This is a genomic window from Agathobacter sp. LCP21S3_B2, assembly GCF_052118705.1.
Classification (GTDB): Bacteria; Bacillota; Clostridia; order Lachnospirales; family Lachnospiraceae; genus Roseburia.
In genome coordinates, this window is the sequence record NZ_JBQKGQ010000002.1 from 65,133 (window position 1) to 81,457 (window position 16,325).

19 protein-coding genes are annotated in these 16,325 nt (G+C 43.4%); 4 read left to right on the forward strand and 15 right to left on the reverse strand.

Annotated elements, in window-relative coordinates; all coding sequences use genetic code 11:
• Positions 1-5: 5 nt before the first annotated feature.
• From ACTQ1L_RS01835 to ACTQ1L_RS01900, 14 genes are read right to left on the reverse strand one after another with little or no spacing between them, the layout of a single operon-like run.
• The gene (locus ACTQ1L_RS01835; protein WP_173885532.1) at positions 6-1,106 is read right to left on the reverse strand and encodes a PcfK-like family protein; all 1,101 of its coding nucleotides are present in this window, start codon (positions 1,104-1,106) and stop codon (positions 6-8) included.
• The gene (locus tag ACTQ1L_RS01840; protein WP_441365245.1) at positions 1,093-1,932 is read right to left on the reverse strand and encodes an N-6 DNA methylase; all 840 of its coding nucleotides are present in this window, start codon (positions 1,930-1,932) and stop codon (positions 1,093-1,095) included. The genes ACTQ1L_RS01835 and ACTQ1L_RS01840 overlap by 14 nt, the downstream gene beginning before the upstream one ends.
• Positions 1,913-2,560, reverse strand: a complete 648-nt coding sequence (locus ACTQ1L_RS01845) for a replicative helicase loader/inhibitor (protein ID WP_441365246.1) — start codon at positions 2,558-2,560, stop codon at positions 1,913-1,915. The genes ACTQ1L_RS01840 and ACTQ1L_RS01845 overlap by 20 nt, the downstream gene beginning before the upstream one ends.
• Complete coding sequence (locus ACTQ1L_RS01850) at positions 2,553-3,404, reverse strand: phage replisome organizer N-terminal domain-containing protein (RefSeq protein WP_441365247.1); 852 nt, start codon at positions 3,402-3,404, stop codon at positions 2,553-2,555. Before ACTQ1L_RS01850 ends, ACTQ1L_RS01845 begins: the two co-directional genes overlap by 8 nt.
• 49 nt (positions 3,405-3,453) lie before the next feature.
• Positions 3,454-7,299: a metallophosphoesterase gene (locus ACTQ1L_RS01855; RefSeq protein ID WP_441365248.1), complete on the reverse strand. Its 3,846-nt coding sequence runs from the start codon at positions 7,297-7,299 to the stop codon at positions 3,454-3,456.
• A complete protein-coding gene (locus ACTQ1L_RS01860; RefSeq protein WP_441365249.1) occupies positions 7,296-7,736 on the reverse strand; it encodes a hypothetical protein in 441 nt (146 codons plus the stop codon). The genes ACTQ1L_RS01855 and ACTQ1L_RS01860 overlap by 4 nt, the downstream gene beginning before the upstream one ends.
• Positions 7,736-8,899 carry a hypothetical protein gene (locus tag ACTQ1L_RS01865; RefSeq protein WP_441365250.1) on the reverse strand — a complete coding sequence of 388 codons (1,164 nt, stop codon included), beginning with the start codon at positions 8,897-8,899 and terminating at the stop codon, positions 7,736-7,738. Before ACTQ1L_RS01865 ends, ACTQ1L_RS01860 begins: the two co-directional genes overlap by 1 nt.
• A 36-nt stretch (positions 8,900-8,935) precedes the next feature.
• Positions 8,936-9,244, reverse strand: a complete 309-nt coding sequence (locus ACTQ1L_RS01870) for a hypothetical protein (protein WP_441365251.1) — start codon at positions 9,242-9,244, stop codon at positions 8,936-8,938.
• Positions 9,183-9,437, reverse strand: a complete 255-nt coding sequence (locus ACTQ1L_RS01875) for a hypothetical protein (RefSeq protein WP_441365252.1) — start codon at positions 9,435-9,437, stop codon at positions 9,183-9,185. The genes ACTQ1L_RS01870 and ACTQ1L_RS01875 overlap by 62 nt, the downstream gene beginning before the upstream one ends.
• 6 nt (positions 9,438-9,443) lie before the next feature.
• A complete protein-coding gene (locus tag ACTQ1L_RS01880) occupies positions 9,444-10,049 on the reverse strand; it encodes a cell wall hydrolase (protein WP_441365253.1) in 606 nt (201 codons plus the stop codon).
• Entirely contained in the window at positions 10,046-10,240 is a 195-nt protein-coding gene (locus ACTQ1L_RS01885) for a hypothetical protein (RefSeq protein WP_055237817.1), read from the reverse strand. Before ACTQ1L_RS01885 ends, ACTQ1L_RS01880 begins: the two co-directional genes overlap by 4 nt.
• Before the next feature lie 9 nt (positions 10,241-10,249).
• A complete protein-coding gene (locus ACTQ1L_RS01890) occupies positions 10,250-10,495 on the reverse strand; it encodes a transcriptional regulator (RefSeq protein ID WP_118389128.1) in 246 nt (81 codons plus the stop codon).
• Between the two features lie 8 nt (positions 10,496-10,503).
• Positions 10,504-10,983 (reverse strand): helix-turn-helix domain-containing protein, encoded by a 480-nt coding sequence (locus tag ACTQ1L_RS01895; protein WP_441365254.1) that lies wholly within the window; start codon positions 10,981-10,983, stop codon positions 10,504-10,506.
• A gap of 41 nt (positions 10,984-11,024) precedes the next feature.
• A complete protein-coding gene (locus ACTQ1L_RS01900) occupies positions 11,025-11,255 on the reverse strand; it encodes a helix-turn-helix domain-containing protein (RefSeq protein ID WP_441365255.1) in 231 nt (76 codons plus the stop codon).
• Between the two features lie 150 nt (positions 11,256-11,405).
• Between ACTQ1L_RS01900 and ACTQ1L_RS01905 the strand changes: the two genes are divergently transcribed.
• From ACTQ1L_RS01905 to ACTQ1L_RS01920, 4 genes are all read left to right on the forward strand, one after another.
• Positions 11,406-11,990, forward strand: coding sequence for a helix-turn-helix domain-containing protein (locus tag ACTQ1L_RS01905; protein WP_441365256.1), 585 nt, complete (start codon positions 11,406-11,408; stop codon positions 11,988-11,990).
• 83 nt (positions 11,991-12,073) lie between these two features.
• The gene (locus ACTQ1L_RS01910; protein WP_118389124.1) at positions 12,074-12,460 is read left to right on the forward strand and encodes a hypothetical protein; all 387 of its coding nucleotides are present in this window, start codon (positions 12,074-12,076) and stop codon (positions 12,458-12,460) included.
• 13 nt (positions 12,461-12,473) lie between these two features.
• Positions 12,474-12,854, forward strand: a complete 381-nt coding sequence (locus ACTQ1L_RS01915; protein WP_441365257.1) for a hypothetical protein — start codon at positions 12,474-12,476, stop codon at positions 12,852-12,854.
• A gap of 31 nt (positions 12,855-12,885) precedes the next feature.
• A complete protein-coding gene (locus ACTQ1L_RS01920) occupies positions 12,886-13,965 on the forward strand; it encodes a site-specific integrase (RefSeq protein ID WP_055237824.1) in 1,080 nt (359 codons plus the stop codon).
• A gap of 519 nt (positions 13,966-14,484) precedes the next feature.
• On the opposite strand, the gene guaA is transcribed toward ACTQ1L_RS01920, so the two are convergent.
• Positions 14,485-16,059, reverse strand: coding sequence for a glutamine-hydrolyzing GMP synthase (gene guaA, locus ACTQ1L_RS01925; protein WP_441365258.1), 1,575 nt, complete (start codon positions 16,057-16,059; stop codon positions 14,485-14,487).
• Positions 16,060-16,325: the final 266 nt, after the last annotated feature.

Sequence of the window (16,325 nt, forward strand, 5' to 3'; positions counted from 1 at the left end):
CCTCCTTACAGGCCCATCATTGAGAACAGATCCATCTGCCCTTCAAGTTCATTCGACCTCTTCTTAGGAGCTTCTTTTTTCTCCGGCTCTTTCTTCGGTTTGTCCGCCTTTGCTTCCGGTTTCGGAGTTTCCTTGGCAGCCTTATCTTTTCCAGCTGTCTCCGCCTTTTTCTCAGCACGCTTCTTCATGCCGTCCAGACGCTTCTGCTGATCGGCTTTCTGTTTCTTTTCTCTCTCCTTGGCTTCCACAGCCTTTTTCTCTTCAAGAGCTTTATCATCCAGTCTGTAATAGTCCTCTGCCCATTCGTAGACTACGGAATCCTTTACCATGGCACAGTTTCCACTCTTGAGCTTTCGTGCCTGATCCATGATGTACTTGAAGCACTTCTCCCAGGTCTTATGCGTCTGGCATACCGCATCAGCCAATGTCTCCGACTCTTTGCACCGGTCAATCATGTGTGACAGGATAGGCTCGGCATAGCCTTCCTTTGCCTTTTTCAATTCTCCCTGCAGCTTTGCAACAGCTCCATCGATGCCCTTTGCTGTCGGCTCAGGATCCGTTTTTTCTTCCTCTCCACCATTTTCAGAAGCCTCCTGCGTTTCAGTATCGTGAGTTTCCTCAATATCCTGGCCGCAAGAATCATCGCCCGGTTCATCACCTTCTGCTTCCTCTGCTCCTGCCTGCTCTTCCATTGCCTTCTGCACTTCTTCCGGTGTCGGATCAGGAACATTCCCTGTCACAATATCCGCAAGGGAAGTCTTCCCCATATACACAGCCTCGTCAAATGCCTGTTTCTCAATCCCTGCAATGGCTCTTCCAATCTCTGACTTCGGCTCTGTTTCATCCAGACTTTCCATTGCCTCGTATTCCTCTTTGAGCCTGTCATTCGTAACATCAAACAATGTGTTACCGTCTGCATCATAGAATGCGGTTACAGTATCTCTTTTTAGAACCTTGTAAGTCGTGCTCCCGACCTCCAGCTCGCAGTTCTTTTCTTCTGCCGGATATCCCTTTTCCAGATACTCCAAAACTGCCTTGCTCCACTCAAATTCATAATCTCTGTTGTCTCCTGATGCGTAATGCACCACTGTCCTACTTGTTCCCATAGGTTTCCTCCTTTTTGTCAAAATCGAAGAAGAATACATATTCATCCTCTTTCTGTTGCTCCGCCTCTGGTAGAAGCATTAGTCTTTTCATGTTTTGTATAAATATCCGCATCTGCCACCTGTTAGAGTAGTAGAGCGGTGTGTACCAGAACTCCTGTCCTTTCTGTTCGTCCGGTTGTAATACCGAGCCTACAACAGGATTTACAATCGTGTCGGCTATGCAGATATATCCGGCACATCCAAGCAGTGACAGCTGAATGTAGCACATCTGGCCAACCACTCTGTCAATGTCCTGTCCTACGAAAAGAACCTTTTCCTGATAATTTATCCCTCGTTCCTTGAATGTGTTTGCAGCGGATATCAGCGTTGCACCTGCTCCGCATGCCGGGTCCGAAACTGCTATGTAATCCCTGTCCTCTGCCTTGCTTCTGACGGTGTCCCCGATTGTTATAAGGGACATCATTTTGCAGACATCATACGGAGTAAAGAATTGTCCATGCCAGTGACTTCCAAGATTGAGCTGCATATACAGCTTTCCGAGGAAATCCTGATCCGGATTGTTTTCTAATGCCATCGTTACAATGGCGAACAGCTTTGCCGGTATCTCTACATCTCCGCCAAGTTCCTTGATGCACCTCTCATATTCTTTTTCCCTGTCAGCTTTCCTTTTGGGGTTGGTCTCAAATACATTTGCAATCGTGCAAGCCATTGCCGACATAAGATCTGACCATACCTGCCATGCCGTTCTGCTGTAGCACAGATGATTGAACAGGTCTAAGAATTCCTTTTCAGTGCCCTTTATTTCATCATTCGTTTGTACCGCCACCCATCAACCGCCTCCTTACTGCTTCAAATTGTCGTGTTCTTTCCTCACGCTGTTGTGGTGTCAGCTCTTTCCTTTCCGGAGCAACAGTCTGTTCTATCGCAGGAGGTTCTCTGGCTTCAATCTGAGGAACATACTGCTGTCGCAGCATCAACTTTTCGTTCGCTATGAAATCTGGTAGCATATTGCTGTTGACCGCTTCCTTTGCCTTTGCTTCGTATGCTTCCCGGAAGTTGGCTCTGTCCGCTGTCGGATTTTCGCTCTGGCACAGCCTGCTCCATCCGAGATTTTTTACCACCGATACCGTCAGATCATCCATCAAGGCAAATGCTTCCTGCGGGTGATACCATCCATACTCCGACATTGCCCTCTGAACCACTCCCCATGCCTCATCAAAACTAAGGACGGGTGGCTTGCATCTTTCCATGCACAACTTTCTGATTTCTGCAATGTTAGGAGGATAAACGCTTGTGCTTATGTGCTCCATAACCGCATTCTCAACGACTTTCCCATTGAGGTCTTTCAGCATCCGGTACCAGAAATTCATAGATGCATCATCCTCCAGAATTTTGGAAGCTGGATATGCTGACTTGATTCCTACCGCTATAACTGCAAATTCCTGTTTATTCATCTCCGGCCCATCCCCTTGCAAAATCTGCGAACTGTTCTACGTGAGACTGTGATCCTCCGTTCTGAGGTTGCGGTGTTGAATTTTCATAGTAGCCGTCATGAACCTTTGGGAAATTGTTCGGTAAGACAAACCAATCGAACGTTATCATCCAACCGCTCTTATTGTTCCCCTTGAGAAAATCGCTGTTTTTTATCCTCTCAATAGCAGCTAGTACTTCATCAATGCCGTATTCTTTAATTCTGGCATTCAAACACTTGGCTCTCTTGGTTCCTGATGTCAACTTACTTACAGGCCTTAATCCATAGACTGCCAGTGAGTTCCATTCTTCCACAACTCGTTGCACATCAGTGCGACTAACAGTATCTTTAGATACTGCAAATATCTCTGTCTCTCCATTTGACTCTTTATCTAATTCTGACTCTATCTCTTTATCTATCTCTGTGTTACACTCTGTTACATTGGTGTTACATTGTAACGCTTTCTTGTTATTTCTAAACCTTCTAACCCGCTCCGCTCCTGCGGTTTCACTTCCTATGGTTTCTGGTACCTCTGTTAATAAATATTCATCTGTATTATTCAATTCAAGCATGCCATTTTTCATTAAAAAGCTAACTGTAATCTTTACATTTTCCACTTCTTCGTCTAAATCCAGTGCTAACTCTGAGACAAAATCATCCTCAACACCTTCAAAAAATAACTTTCCTTCGTTTTTTAGTGATAAAAGTTGCATTTTAAGATAAATAATTGTGTAAGTATCACCGCCTGCTATCGAACGGAGCTTTTTTATTCGTTTATCTCCAAACCAATCATTTCGGAGTTTCAACCAATAGTATTTTTTTGCCATACTTGTCTCCTTTTAGGAGCTGTAGCTGCAACTACAGCTCCATACTTACTTAATAGATTACTTTGCTTCCTTCATCAGTCTTCACAACATCCAAGCTCTGAGGGAATCGAGCCTTCATTGTAGGATCATGGGTGATTGCCATAATCTTCAAATCAGGGTATCTGCTCTGGATTGTCTCCAATGCGTCGCAATATGCCTGTATTCCGTCCCCATCCAAGAATGGAGGCTCATCAATAAAGAGCATTCCGAGCTGGATTCCTGCCGAAGATGATTTAATCTCTGCCAATGCAAGAATTACCGATAATGAAGACTTGACTTTCTCTCCACCGGATTTTGAAAGGTATGGAAGCACCGACTTACCATATTCCTCGATGTAAATATCCAAAGATACCTTTTCCTTTCCATTTTTCTGAAGTCTCTCCAGTCTGAACTCCACTCCCATTTTTCCGCCAGTCATCTGTCCAAGAATGGTATTTGCTGTAGCTGTCAGCTGCGGAATAATAGAACGGATAATCTGATGTGGCACACCGCTCTGGCTAAATGCGACTTTCAATGTATCGTAATCAGCTGTCTCCTTGGCATATTCCACCTGCTTGTCCTGTAAAGCTGCAATATCCTGCTTCAACTTTGCAATCTGTTCCGATTTCTGCTGTAAAGCTCCAATTCGCATCTGTTTTTCCTTTACCATGCTGTTAATGGCATTCACTTCTGTATCCAGTCCGTTTACAATCGCCTGAGCCTCTTCCATTCCCGCCATAGCAAGTATCTCTTTATCAGCCTCTGCCTGTCTCTCTGAGATTTCATCATCGATACCGGTAATTTCTGCTGTCAACTCCAGAACCCTGTTCAATGCTGTTGCATTTCTTTCCTCTGCTACTGGGAGCATTTTTTCCTTTTCTACCCACGGATCAAGAGCAGTAATGGCACTAAGCACATGCACATGTTCTTCAAACGCTTTGGCATATATATCACGCTCTGTTTCTGCCTGTGTGCCCTTTAATTTGACCTCAGCAAGCCTGTTTTCTGCTTCTGATATATTTGACTTCAAATGTTCCAAAGCCGCCTTAATCAAAGCGAGATTGTTTTCCCTCTGGTTGATTTTTTCGAGCTGTGCCACATACGGAAGCAATGTTGCACATTCGTTTTGCAGGACTGTTAAAGCTGCCGCATCATATCCTATCGCATCCATTTCAGCCTGTTTGTTCTCTATTGCATATCTGCTCTTTGCAAGTTCGCAATCTCTGCGAGCGGCAATGTCTACATACAATGCTTCATGTACTTCCAGCTGTTCCTTTGCTTCGATGGCATCCTGCAAGAATTTACAATGTGCTTTCTCGATATCCACACATCCGGATTCATTCAATATTGCAACTTTCTTTTCAAGAAACTGCTTCTGCTCGTCCGCTTTCTGCTTCTCCCTATCAAAGCTTGACCTTGTCTCGCTTTCATGGAAAACTGCCGCAGAGTATTCAGTTTTTGCTTTCTGATATGCAACAGCTTTTTCCTGCATATCCTCTAACTCTGCTTTCTTTTTGGTGTATGTTTCGGCTTTCTGCCTGACCTCACCATCATTGGCCGAATCCAGTATCATTGCATTCTTTTCATCCTGTTTCTTCTGTAAAGCAGCCTGCAACTCCAGAATGTTCTTCTGTTCACTTTCAGCCTGCTTTGCAAGATTTTCAGCCTCCTGTTTCTTTGTGGTGTAGAGTGCTGACTGTCCTGCAAGTTCCAGTTCCCGCTTCAACAAATCATTTCTTTCAGCAATCTTTTCCTCTATTTCAGGCTTCTGGGCGAGAGTTGCTGAACTGCTGTCTGCTATCGCCTGCTGTGTAGCTCTATTCTGCTCTGCAATGGTCTTTTTTGCTTGTAATGTTGTGACAGCTGCAAGAGCTTTCTTTCTCATTTCTGCAGCTTCCTGCTGATTCGACAGGATAAGTTTCTTCTGGTCTCTCTCATTAATCTTTGCCTGCAGTCTGGCTTCCTGCTCTGCCAATTCCGTCTTGCATGCTTCCAGTTCTTCGTCCGGCTTGCCAAATTCAGCAATTGTAGCATTATGAATTGTGATTTCCTGCTTCAAATCCCTGTTCTTTGCTCCATTCACTTTTGCCTTGTCGGAAGCGATTCTCTCCATTAGCTGATACACTCCAAGTCCAAGAAGTGTTCCAAGGACTTCAACTCTTTCCTCTGGTTTTGCCTGTAGAAATAATCCGTACTGATCCTGCATAATCAAAGCACATGACTTGAATGTAAAGCTGTCCATTCCGAGGATGTTCAATATTTCCTGCTGTGTATCGTTGTATCGTTCCTTGGAACAATCTTTCCATTCATTCTCAACAAACTGAGAGATATTCAAAGTTCCTTTTCCGGAACGGGCTCTGGTTCGTGTAACACGATACTTTTTCTCTCCGATACGGAATGTAAACATAATCGAACCAGAACGGACACTTTCATCATTTCTAAGCCATGGTGCCTTTCCTGTATCATCCTTGATTACACCCTCTCTCGGTTCTTCATAAAGGCAGTCGATAATCGCATCCATAAACAAGCTACTCTTTCCTGCTCCATTCTGACCGTTGATTGTGCAGAAAGTGATATCCTCGAAATTAAATGTCTCCTCTTCGTAGTTACGATAATTCTTAACAGCAATTTCTACAGGTTCAAATGTTCCGCTATTTGCTGTCGCTGTCATGCTTGCCTCAGCTTCAGCAATAATCTGTCTTGCCTTTAATACAAGTTCCTGTATTCTTTCCTGCGGTACCTGCTTTTCCTCAAGATACTTAATGAGGTTTGCTTCTGGATCCGTGGCATTTTCAAGCTGTGTTCTGTTGGCGAATTCATCTATCTTGTCCGGAAGAATTTCCCATACCATAAATGCTCCGTCTTCCAGAAGCTCTCTTTCCAAAGTTGCCTTATTCAGAGCTTTGCTGTTTTCTGCGGTACAGCTATAATGAACACGGACAATCTTTCCATCAATCTGCCCTCTCCACTTTTCAGTAGCAACAAAATCCATAGCCTGCATATTTATCTGTGTCACATCATCATTATTGAGTTCAATAGTCGCAAACTCTCTGATAGGTGTTTCATGGAAAATACTCTGCCATGTTCCCAGCTCGTGCCAGTTGTGAATCCAAAAGCCCCTCTGCTGTCCCTCATCATTAAAGTTCATGGCATTTATCGCACCGGAATAATACCAGTCTCTGTGCATTATCTTCTGTGGTCTGTGAATATGTCCTAAAGCAACCAGATTGTAATTGGCCGCCAATAAAGCCTCCTGCGGAATGATTGGCTCAAACTGTGTGAGCATCATTGTCTGTCCGCTCTCGGTATTGCATCCTGGCACTGTGTAATGTGCCATCAGAATACTTTCCTTTTCTGGAGAGCATTGTGCTTTCAGTCCTGTTACAATATTTGATAATTCATTGGTAAACACCACATTTTCTTCATCACTTGACAATCCCGGATGATTAGCTCTGAACACTCCCCTGTCAAATCCCGGGAGTACCGCAATATCAACATCATCAAATGAAATTACCTGTGGGGTAATCACCACATGAACATTCGGAACATCTGCAAACATTTCAGATAGGACATTGAACTGTCCTGATCCGTCATGGTTTGGAGTACCTCTCATAACAACGACCTGCTTTGATACTGCCGCAAGCTCTCTGATATAATGAATTGCAGTGATAATTTCCTCGCAGCACCTGTCTGACCACAGGCGGCCAACATGGAATATGTCACCAGATACAAGCGAGTAATCCGGTTTTTCCTCATTTGCCACTCTGATCAGTTCATCCAGACATCTTTTCGTGTCCTCTGTTCGGAGATTTACTCCGTCCTTGACTGGGCTTCGGAATGTTCCAAGATGCCAGTCGGCTGTATGTAATATCTTCATTTCAACACCTCCATAGTGGCTTTCATAGCCATAATCATATTGTGTAATTCAAGTTCCAGAAGCTTAAATGTCTTCTCCTCCAATCCACAGAAGTCGATACCATCGCCGCTCCATTCTTCGCCAACAAAGAGTACATTTCCCACAATTGGCTGATTATGCTCATCTGTTTTATAAAGATAGCTTCCAATGAGGTTTGGTGTGTTTGGCTTTAATCGCCCCTCCTCATCAATCAGCATGCTCACGCACTGTCCCGGTATCTTTGTTGGTCGGTCTTTCATATTCAAGTCTGTATATAATCGCTCTGGCATAACATGCTCATACAGCTCGCAGCCATTTCCAATCAGTCCTCTAAGGTAATCGTTCTGTTCTGAATGTGTTCCTGTCGGAAAATCATGCACTGTCAGTTCAAGGTCCGTTGAAATCTTAATCAGCTTCATTACTTACCAGCTCCTTTCTGACACTTCATGCACAGCGGTCTTCCAAATTTATTGAGCGAATACTCATATACCCTTTCGTTGATTTCTGCTCCACATCCATCGCAGAAATATCCAGTTGTCTCATTTCCATTTGTTGTCGGCTGTGACTGTGGTTGTTCCTGTGCCGGCTGTTCCTGATCGAACCTGTTTCTTTCCTGTTCTTCCACAGCCCCATCACTATCCTCAACCTGTTCGGAAGTAAATGCAGGATTGTCAATTTCATCCTCCGGATTAAAGTCTGACGAAAATGCTTCGCCAGAAAATGCAGTGGAGATTGCAGGCGGTGTGGATGAGGCACCGAACATATTCCCCATGGAATTCATCCCCTGCTGGAGCATTGCACTTCTCACTGTAGGATCCGTGTAATCTGGTGCAAATGTTACTGTAGGAACAACAAACGGCTTCTCCAATTCTGCCTTTGAGTATGTCCCCTTAATACCAAGCAATGCTCTGATAACTCTGAGGATTGCTCCTGTCTGTGCTTTTTCAGAAGCAGTCTTTCTAAGAAGTGTCATATTCACCAAGATTGACCTCTCGATATACTTTTCCCTGTCACTGTCAGCAATGACATAATATTTCTCTGGCTTGCCCCACTGATTCATCTTCTCTGGATCATCTTTCCACTCTCCTTTGAACATTTCAGAGGCGGCCTTGGCAGCTCTCCAATCATGGATTCCCATAATTGACTTGTCCATAAATTCAAGGCGGTACTTAGATTCTTCATCATCAAGGCAGATACGCTTGGTTTCCGCATGTGTCTTGTAGCTTCCGTCCGGAAGTCTGACAGCTCCGTATGCCTTGCCTACATAGGTGTTCGTATTCTCTCTTGTAACTGTGGTGTACTCTGGATGAAACTGGATACCTGCCGCAGTTGCCAGCTTCATAAGAAGCGGCTTCGCAGGAGAGTAAACCTCCTCATATACTGCTTTTCCGGTTCTATCCTCTCCGGTTTTTACCTTTCCAACCGAAAAAATATCACCAGAATTCTGTGCTGTATCTGCCACCACTTCCATAACGGAGCACTTGTAAAATGGATTGATCTGCACTGATGTAGCTGCCGGTAACAGCAGATTGCAGTTAGGATATTTGGACTGAATTTCAGCCAAAGCATTTGAATTGTTCATAGATTAAACCTCCATATTGTATAAATTTTATTGATTTTAAGCAGTTGGCTGTGGTACAATATGGTTGCTTACGAGGGTGTTCTGGACTTTGTCCGAGCACTCTTTTTCCATATCTCTCAGTACACTGCATAAATCCATTGTGAATTTTGAAAACGCAAGACTTCTCACATATTCCTCTGTCAGCTTAACGAGATACCAGTGCTGTAACACGACCTCTCTCTGTTCACGCTGATATATGTACTCCTGCTTATGTCTGGCATACTTTAATGCCTGTTCAAACTGCTCATCTGTAATCTCGCATCCGAGCAGTTCTTCTACTTCTCTTTTTTCTACGATTTCTTTCACATTCCAATTCCTCCAACGAATCAAATAAATAGTTAATTGCTTTCCATGCAGCCATATAAGCCACCAATATCACAAGATACTCACCGCCTACCGCCTTGTACCCTCTTTCCAGATATGCAACGTGAAAAGCCCATTTGCTTATTGCTCCGGTAACGAGCAATGACCAAGTAACTGCTATCAAGTCTCTCTTCACTCTTCATCACTCCTTGTAAAAATAATGTTTCCCATGCTTGAACAAAAATGTCAGATGCTCGCTGTGCCAGTTGGATTCGCTCTTACTCTCGAAGTAAGTCGCTCCATGGCTTTCGTCCCAACCATCAATCTGGATAAGCTGTAATGCTCTGTAACAGTCTGCGTCTGGTTCGACCTCGTCATACCGACCGTTGCTGATCGGACTGAACTGTCCGTCTTGAAAAATAACTCCTGCAATCGTATCCGGAAACTCTTCGCTCCAAACTCTGTTTAATACCACCAGTATTACAAGAGCTTTGCCCTCGGTGTCCTCGGATTCCGCTTCTGCCATTGCAATCTTGGCAAGCATATAAGCATCTTCCGCATCCCAGTCCATGCTTCCACTCAATGAACTGCCAGCCGACTGTAAGGTTGCTGTTGTGTCCTCTGTTTCTGCCGAAACTGTCTGCTCTGAGGTTGTTTCCTCACTCTCTGTCGCAGGAGTCACTACAACAATCTGTCGTTGATCGTTCTTTACGTCCGGCTCTCCGGTAAAGCTGAAAGCAAATGCGACAATTGAGGTCAGGGACATGGCAAATACCAATCCCAATGCAAATAGGCACTTATTTCTCATGCTCCTATCGCACCTCCTCCCGGATGTTCGAATGCAAACGACATCTGACCGCTGTTCTTTTCTGTTCTCAACATCTGGCTGAAAAACAGCCTGTTCTTCTCCTGTTCCTTTGCCCTTATACTCTGGCAATCGCACCGTTCTCCCGGATCAAGATTGCTTCCACAAACAGGGCAGACATTGTAATATGCCATGATTACCTCCTATCTGTTCTCCTGTGCAGCTACATACTGAATTGCCTGCTCAATATCCTCTTCCGGAATCTGCAACTTATCCGCAAATAAATGCTTATTGACTTTTCCGGAGCCTATGCTGATATATCCCTGGCTCTCGGATTCCTTATTGATTTTGCGCATCGTCTTGTACGCAAAGTCTTCTTTGCAACCGAGTAAAATCATAACTTCCTTTACGGTAAGAAATGGTCTCGGTGCGGTTCTTACTGCTTCCATAAAGCCTCCTATTCCAGGTTCTTTTGAACCCAAACTTTTAGATTTTGTGATACAGCTGTCAACTCATCCAAGTTGCTAAGTATGTCCTGCAAAATTGGTTTTTCATCCTCAGATATCACTCCGTCGGCTACGACATCTAAAAGGTTTTCTTTTGATTCCTGTACCTTTTTGAGTGAAGCAAGGGCTCTTACAGCAATTCTGTCTAAGCTTTCTGTATCAACCAGCGGTACATCCTGTCCCAAAGGACAGCTATACTTGCAATAGTGATTTCTGAGTTCCGGTGCATTATAAAGATCAGCCATTCTCAAAATCGCATCAGCTGGGATAATCTTTGTAATACCTAATTCATAATCAGCAAGTGTACTAGCAGAAATTCCAAGAAGTTCAGCCGCTCCTTCACGGCTATTCAACTTGTCATTGTATTTTGCAGCTTCTTTTCTACACCGACAGTAGATGTTATCAGCAGCTTTTGTAGGATTTGTTCCCATTTATTTTTCTTCCTCTCTGCAATAAAATATTTTTATAAACATTAGTCTATGGTTTGTGGACTTTTAGAACAAAAAAAATCAGTAGTTATTCCACAAGCCAAAGATATTTGGACAGCACTCTCATAGGTCAAACGAATATGACCTCTCTCTAATTCGGATACCCATTGCTTGGATCGTCCAATTTTTAATCCAAGTTCAGACTGTGTAAGTTTGGCTTTTTTTCTAGCATTTCTAATCTGCTTACCTATGAGTACAGAGTTCAATTCTCTCACTTTGGCTTCTCCTTTCCGTCCATTTTTCTTGGACTTATCTGTATATTAGTCCATTGATTATGGATTGTCAAGTGTTTTGTCAATGTTTTTTGGACTTTTGTTGAAATCCAATAATTTTGGACTATAATATTTTTTAACAGGAGGTGTAACATGATAGGTGATGTAATTCGAAATTTAAGAACTGCTTCATCAATGACACAAGCAGAGTTAGGTCAACGAATGGGAGTTATCAAGCAAACTATCAGTAATTGGGAAAAAAATATATCCACTCCTAACATCGATGCAATAGTAAAGCTATCTAGTATATTTAATGTTCCAACAGACTATCTTTTGGAATCTGGTGTTTTTAGTAATTGGGATTTATTACTTGCCAATAAGATGAAAGTGCTTGAAGTGATTTCTTCATGCTCTACAAGAATATCTAAAGATCTTTTGAATGGCACTGATGATATAACATTTGCAAAATTAGTATATGCATTTAATATTCAAATCCAAAACAGGGACGATGGTGTTGGAATATCTGCCAAAGATCCAATCCCAACATATGCAAATAATGCGATTCAAAAGCATCCTGTTATGAATAATTCCTCTCAGGATATTCTTCAATATTACAACCAACTAACAAATATTGATAAAGTGTGGATTATGGGACAAATAGTGGATCTTATTAAAGGATACGAAAAACCACACTCGTCTGTTGCAGCAGATGATCAAAGAAAAGTTGTTGGAAAATAATAGACCTCGCGTGGTACCGAGGTCACCATAAAAGATAGTATTTTTCTGATTGGTCGTCAGATTAAAAAAGGGGGGATTGTTTTTTGAAAAAAAGAATTTTATATGTACTACTATCATCGCTTATTCTATGTTCGTGTGGTCACGAGCAATCGGCAAGTGATAAGGCTTTAACCAATGCTAAAAAAGCTTACGAAATAGGTCAAAATTATTTATCTGGAGATATATCTGCTGAGGATGCTCAGGAACAATTAGAAAACATTGAAGAGAATATAAGTTATGCTTCTGACTATTCTTATGACGAAAGAAAAAATGATACCCAGAAGTCGGCTGATTATTACTTACACAATTATGTCTACTTCTTATCTCTTGATGTCATGATGGATAAAGGCGACCGAGGCGATGCGGATTCATACGACAAAGTCAAGGATAGTGTAAAAAAATTAAAAGAGCAGATTGACAAGTACGATTAAGGAGGTACATACCATGTATGATGCAGGCAAAACCTCACAAAAGATAAGCGATCTTGAAAAAGAGTACAGAAAGTCACAACAGAAAAAAGGGGCTGAATCCCTTATGGAACTGGAAGCACAGGTTCGTGCCAAGCTCAAACGTCAGGCTGAGGCGGATGATAATATCTACGATCCAGAGTTTGAAAAAGAGATTGAAGAAAGGCTGGCAAAGCTCGACGAGGAATCCAGGTCCGAATTCTACCGGATCCGGACACACAGGAAGAATGACGGAATCCTCTCTGCCAGGGAGATTGATCTGCTCACTCTAGAGGCTATGGAACGGTCATACTATCATTACAAAGGCATAGAATACGAAAAACCGAAGTATAAGAAAGAATTTCACTTCGGAGGATAAATAATCTGCAAAGAATGGAAAGGGGTGCGGCATGCCAGCATATAAATATACTCTGAAAAATGGAAAAACGATGTGGTATGCCAACTTCTACTATACCGATTGGACTGGAGAGAAGAAGCATATCTGCAAAAGGGGCTTCTCTACGCAGCGTGAAGCAAAAGAATATGAACGTACTTTCATGGATCAGCAGAATGCTACTAGCGACATACTGTTCTCCTCGCTTGTTACCAATTATCTCGAGGATATGGAACACCGCCTCAAACCTACCACAATGGAGAATAAGCGGTTTATCATAGATACAAAGCTACTCCCTTACTTCGGAAGACAGAAAGTGTGCGACATTGATACGATCAAGATACGCAAATGGCAGAATGAGCTTATCTCATTCCGGGACAGAGACGATAAGCCTTTCTCCCAAACATATCTGAAAACTGTAAACAATCAGATGTCCGCTATTATGAATTATGCTGTCTCGCACTACCACCTCGCCCTCAATCCCTGCAAGGCCGCAGGCAGTATGGGAAAAAGCAATGCTGACGAAATGAATATCTGGACACAGGCTGAGTACGAGAAATTTTCCAAGGCTATCAGCAAATCATCCATGAAGCTGGCTTTTGATATCCTGTTCTATACCGGTATGCGTTCCGGAGAGCTGCTCGCACTGACACCAGCGGATATTCTTCCATCCAAGAGGATAGACATAAACAAAAACTATGCAAAGGTAAAGGGGAAAGAGATATTTCTGGAACCGAAGACACCAAAATCCAAAAGGTGTATCTCCATTCCGGATTTCCTGTATGACGATATCCAGGAATACATTTCAAAGCTGTATGGGATTGAAAAGGGTGATCGGATATTCTACTTCCAGAAGACTGCTCTGGAAAAGGAAATGAAAAGAGTGTCTGAAAGGGTAGGTCTGAAGCCGATCAGAGTGCATGATCTGCGGCATTCCCACGCAAGTATGCTCATAGAGCTTGGGTTCTCTGCTCTGGAAATTGCAGACCGGCTTGGTCATGAATCCGTAAAGACTACTCTTGACACGTACTCACATCTTTATCCTGATAAGGATCAGAAACTTGCGGACCGGCTGAATCAGTTCCGAAACCAGTAAAATGAAGTTGAAATCATCCGCTGATTGTGATATATTAAGCATAAAGAAAGGCACCTGCTCGAACAGATGCCTCTCAGGAGCCCCACTCCAAAAGGTGGAGTTTCCCGAGTTAGCTTATTTCTCTAAATAGAGACGCCTACTCTGGTTGCGACAGAGTAGGCATTTTTATTTTCGCTTGTTTCTCTTGTCGAGAAAGGCAAGCAACGCAATAACTAAGCTGCCAAAAGACATCAGCAGAGCTAATATCCCAATGAAAATCGAAATGATCTCATAAGCTGTCATCGGCGCCACCTCCCTTCCTATGTATTCCGGAAAACCGGTCCATTGGCTCGGGAGGCTACCACCCCCTGTCGTGGGTTCCATGGCTGTCATTTTATCACACATCAAGACAATTTTCAATCCAGTATAATATGCATAGGAAAAATAATGGTGTCATTTTTCAGCATCACGTTAACATCACGGAGCAAAACAAAAGAGCCACAATCCCATTAAAATAAGGATTCGTGGCTCAAATGTCCGTTATTCAAACTCAATAGTTCCCGGTGGCTTACTGGTCAAATCATAGAATACTCTATTGACTCCCTTTACCTCATTTATAATTCTGCTCATCACTGTCTGAAGTACCTCAAACGGTATCTCGGCTGCTTCGGCTGTCATGAAGTCCACGGTGCGGACTGCACGGACTGCAACGGCATAATCATATGTTCTCTCATCACCCATGACACCTACTGAACGCATGTTGGTAAGGGCTGCAAAGTACTGGTTTGGCATCCATGATGGTTCCTCGCCGTGGGCCTCTTTGTACTCTTTTGCTGCCTTTTCCACTTCGCTTCTGTAAATCCAGTCTGCATCCTGGACAATGCGTACCTTTTCGGCTGTGACTTCGCCGATGATACGGATTCCAAGGCCTGGGCCTGGGAATGGCTGACGGAATACGAGATAGTCAGGTAATCCAAGCTCCAGTCCGACCTTGCGTACCTCGTCCTTGAAGAGGTTTTTGAGTGGCTCCACGATATCCTTGAAATCGACATGCTCCGGGAGACCTCCTACGTTGTGGTGTGATTTGATGACTGCAGATTCTCCGCCGAGTCCACTCTCCACTACGTCCGGATAGATGGTTCCCTGCGCAAGGAAGTCAACCTTTCCGATTTTCTTAGCTTCTTCCTCGAATACACGGATAAATTCCTCACCGATTATTTTACGCTTGCGCTCAGGCTCTGTGACGCCTGCAAGCTTGCTGTAGTAGCGCTCCTGTGCGTTGACGCGGACAAAGTTGATGTCGAACGAACCGCCTTTGCCGAATACGCCCTCTACCTCATCGCCCTCGTTCTTGCGGAGAAGTCCGTGGTCTACGAATACGCAGGTGAGCTGCTTGCCGATTGCCTTGGCAAGGAGTGCTGCGAGTACTGATGAGTCTACTCCACCCGAAAGTGCAAGGAGCACTTTGCCGTCACCGACCTGCTCTCTGATTTCTTCGATTGTGTTTTTGACGAATGAATCCATCTTCCATGTGCCTGCACATCCACATACGCCACGGACGAAATTGTAAATCATCTGTGTTCCGTTCTTGGTGTGAAGTACCTCCGGATGGAACTGTACTGCATATAATTTCTTCTCAACATTCTGTGTTGCGGCTATTGGACAGTCTGCAGTGTGCGCAACTACCTCAAAGCCAGGTGCAGCCTCTGCAATTCTGTCGAAATGACTCATCCAGCATACTGATTCTGATGGCAGATCCTTGAACATCACGCCGTTTGCAGAATATGTGATTCCTGTCTTTCCATACTCTCCAACCTCCGGTGTGATTACCTTTCCGCCTAATTTATGCATCATAAGCTGTGCACCATAGCAGATGCCAAGCACCGGTATTCCCAGCTCAAACAGCTCTTTCCGGTATGATGGAGAATCCTCTTCATAACAGCTGTTTGGACCTCCTGTAAGGATGATGCCCTTTGGATTCATTTCTTTGATTTTCTCAATGTCTATTTTGTATGAGTAAATCTCACAGTACACGTTGCACTCGCGGACACGGCGCGCAACAAGCTGATTGTACTGACCACCAAAGTCTATGACTATGACCTTTTCCTGATCCATGTTTTCCTCCTAATTGTTTATTCGCTATGCTGCTGTTTTACAATCTTTGAAACGTCACGTAATTGCTGTTTGCCACACTGTGGTGTAAACAATAACAAAAACATAACATATGTTATCTGCTGCCATCTCATTGATTACGTAAAAGCAACATGTTTTCTTATGTCATTATAGATTACGGAGTGCTTATCTGCAAGCGATTTTGTTAAATTTCTGTTTTGATTTTATGTGCAATTACGTTATAATGAGTTATAAACACTTTTATAAGC

Bases quoted from the DNA above. Each gene is read 5' to 3' on its own strand.
- ACTQ1L_RS01835 (WP_173885532.1), bottom strand. From the start codon at position 1,106: ATGGGAACAAGTAGGACAGTGGTGCATTACGCATCAGGAGACAACAGA.
- ACTQ1L_RS01845 (WP_441365246.1), bottom strand. From the start codon at position 2,560: ATGAATAAACAGGAATTTGCAGTTATAGCGGTAGGAATCAAGTCAGCA.
- ACTQ1L_RS01850 (WP_441365247.1), bottom strand. From the start codon at position 3,404: ATGGCAAAAAAATACTATTGGTTGAAACTCCGAAATGATTGGTTTGGA.
- ACTQ1L_RS01855 (WP_441365248.1), bottom strand. From the start codon at position 7,299: ATGAAGATATTACATACAGCCGACTGGCATCTTGGAACATTCCGAAGC.
- ACTQ1L_RS01860 (WP_441365249.1), bottom strand. From the start codon at position 7,736: ATGAAGCTGATTAAGATTTCAACGGACCTTGAACTGACAGTGCATGAT.
- ACTQ1L_RS01865 (WP_441365250.1), bottom strand. From the start codon at position 8,899: ATGAACAATTCAAATGCTTTGGCTGAAATTCAGTCCAAATATCCTAAC.
- ACTQ1L_RS01880 (WP_441365253.1), bottom strand. From the start codon at position 10,049: ATGAGAAATAAGTGCCTATTTGCATTGGGATTGGTATTTGCCATGTCC.
- ACTQ1L_RS01885 (WP_055237817.1), bottom strand. From the start codon at position 10,240: ATGGCATATTACAATGTCTGCCCTGTTTGTGGAAGCAATCTTGATCCG.
- ACTQ1L_RS01890 (WP_118389128.1), bottom strand. From the start codon at position 10,495: ATGGAAGCAGTAAGAACCGCACCGAGACCATTTCTTACCGTAAAGGAA.
- ACTQ1L_RS01895 (WP_441365254.1), bottom strand. From the start codon at position 10,983: ATGGGAACAAATCCTACAAAAGCTGCTGATAACATCTACTGTCGGTGT.
- ACTQ1L_RS01905 (WP_441365256.1), top strand. From the start codon at position 11,406: ATGATAGGTGATGTAATTCGAAATTTAAGAACTGCTTCATCAATGACA.
- ACTQ1L_RS01915 (WP_441365257.1), top strand. From the start codon at position 12,474: ATGTATGATGCAGGCAAAACCTCACAAAAGATAAGCGATCTTGAAAAA.
- ACTQ1L_RS01920 (WP_055237824.1), top strand. From the start codon at position 12,886: ATGCCAGCATATAAATATACTCTGAAAAATGGAAAAACGATGTGGTAT.
- guaA (WP_441365258.1), bottom strand. From the start codon at position 16,059: ATGGATCAGGAAAAGGTCATAGTCATAGACTTTGGTGGTCAGTACAAT.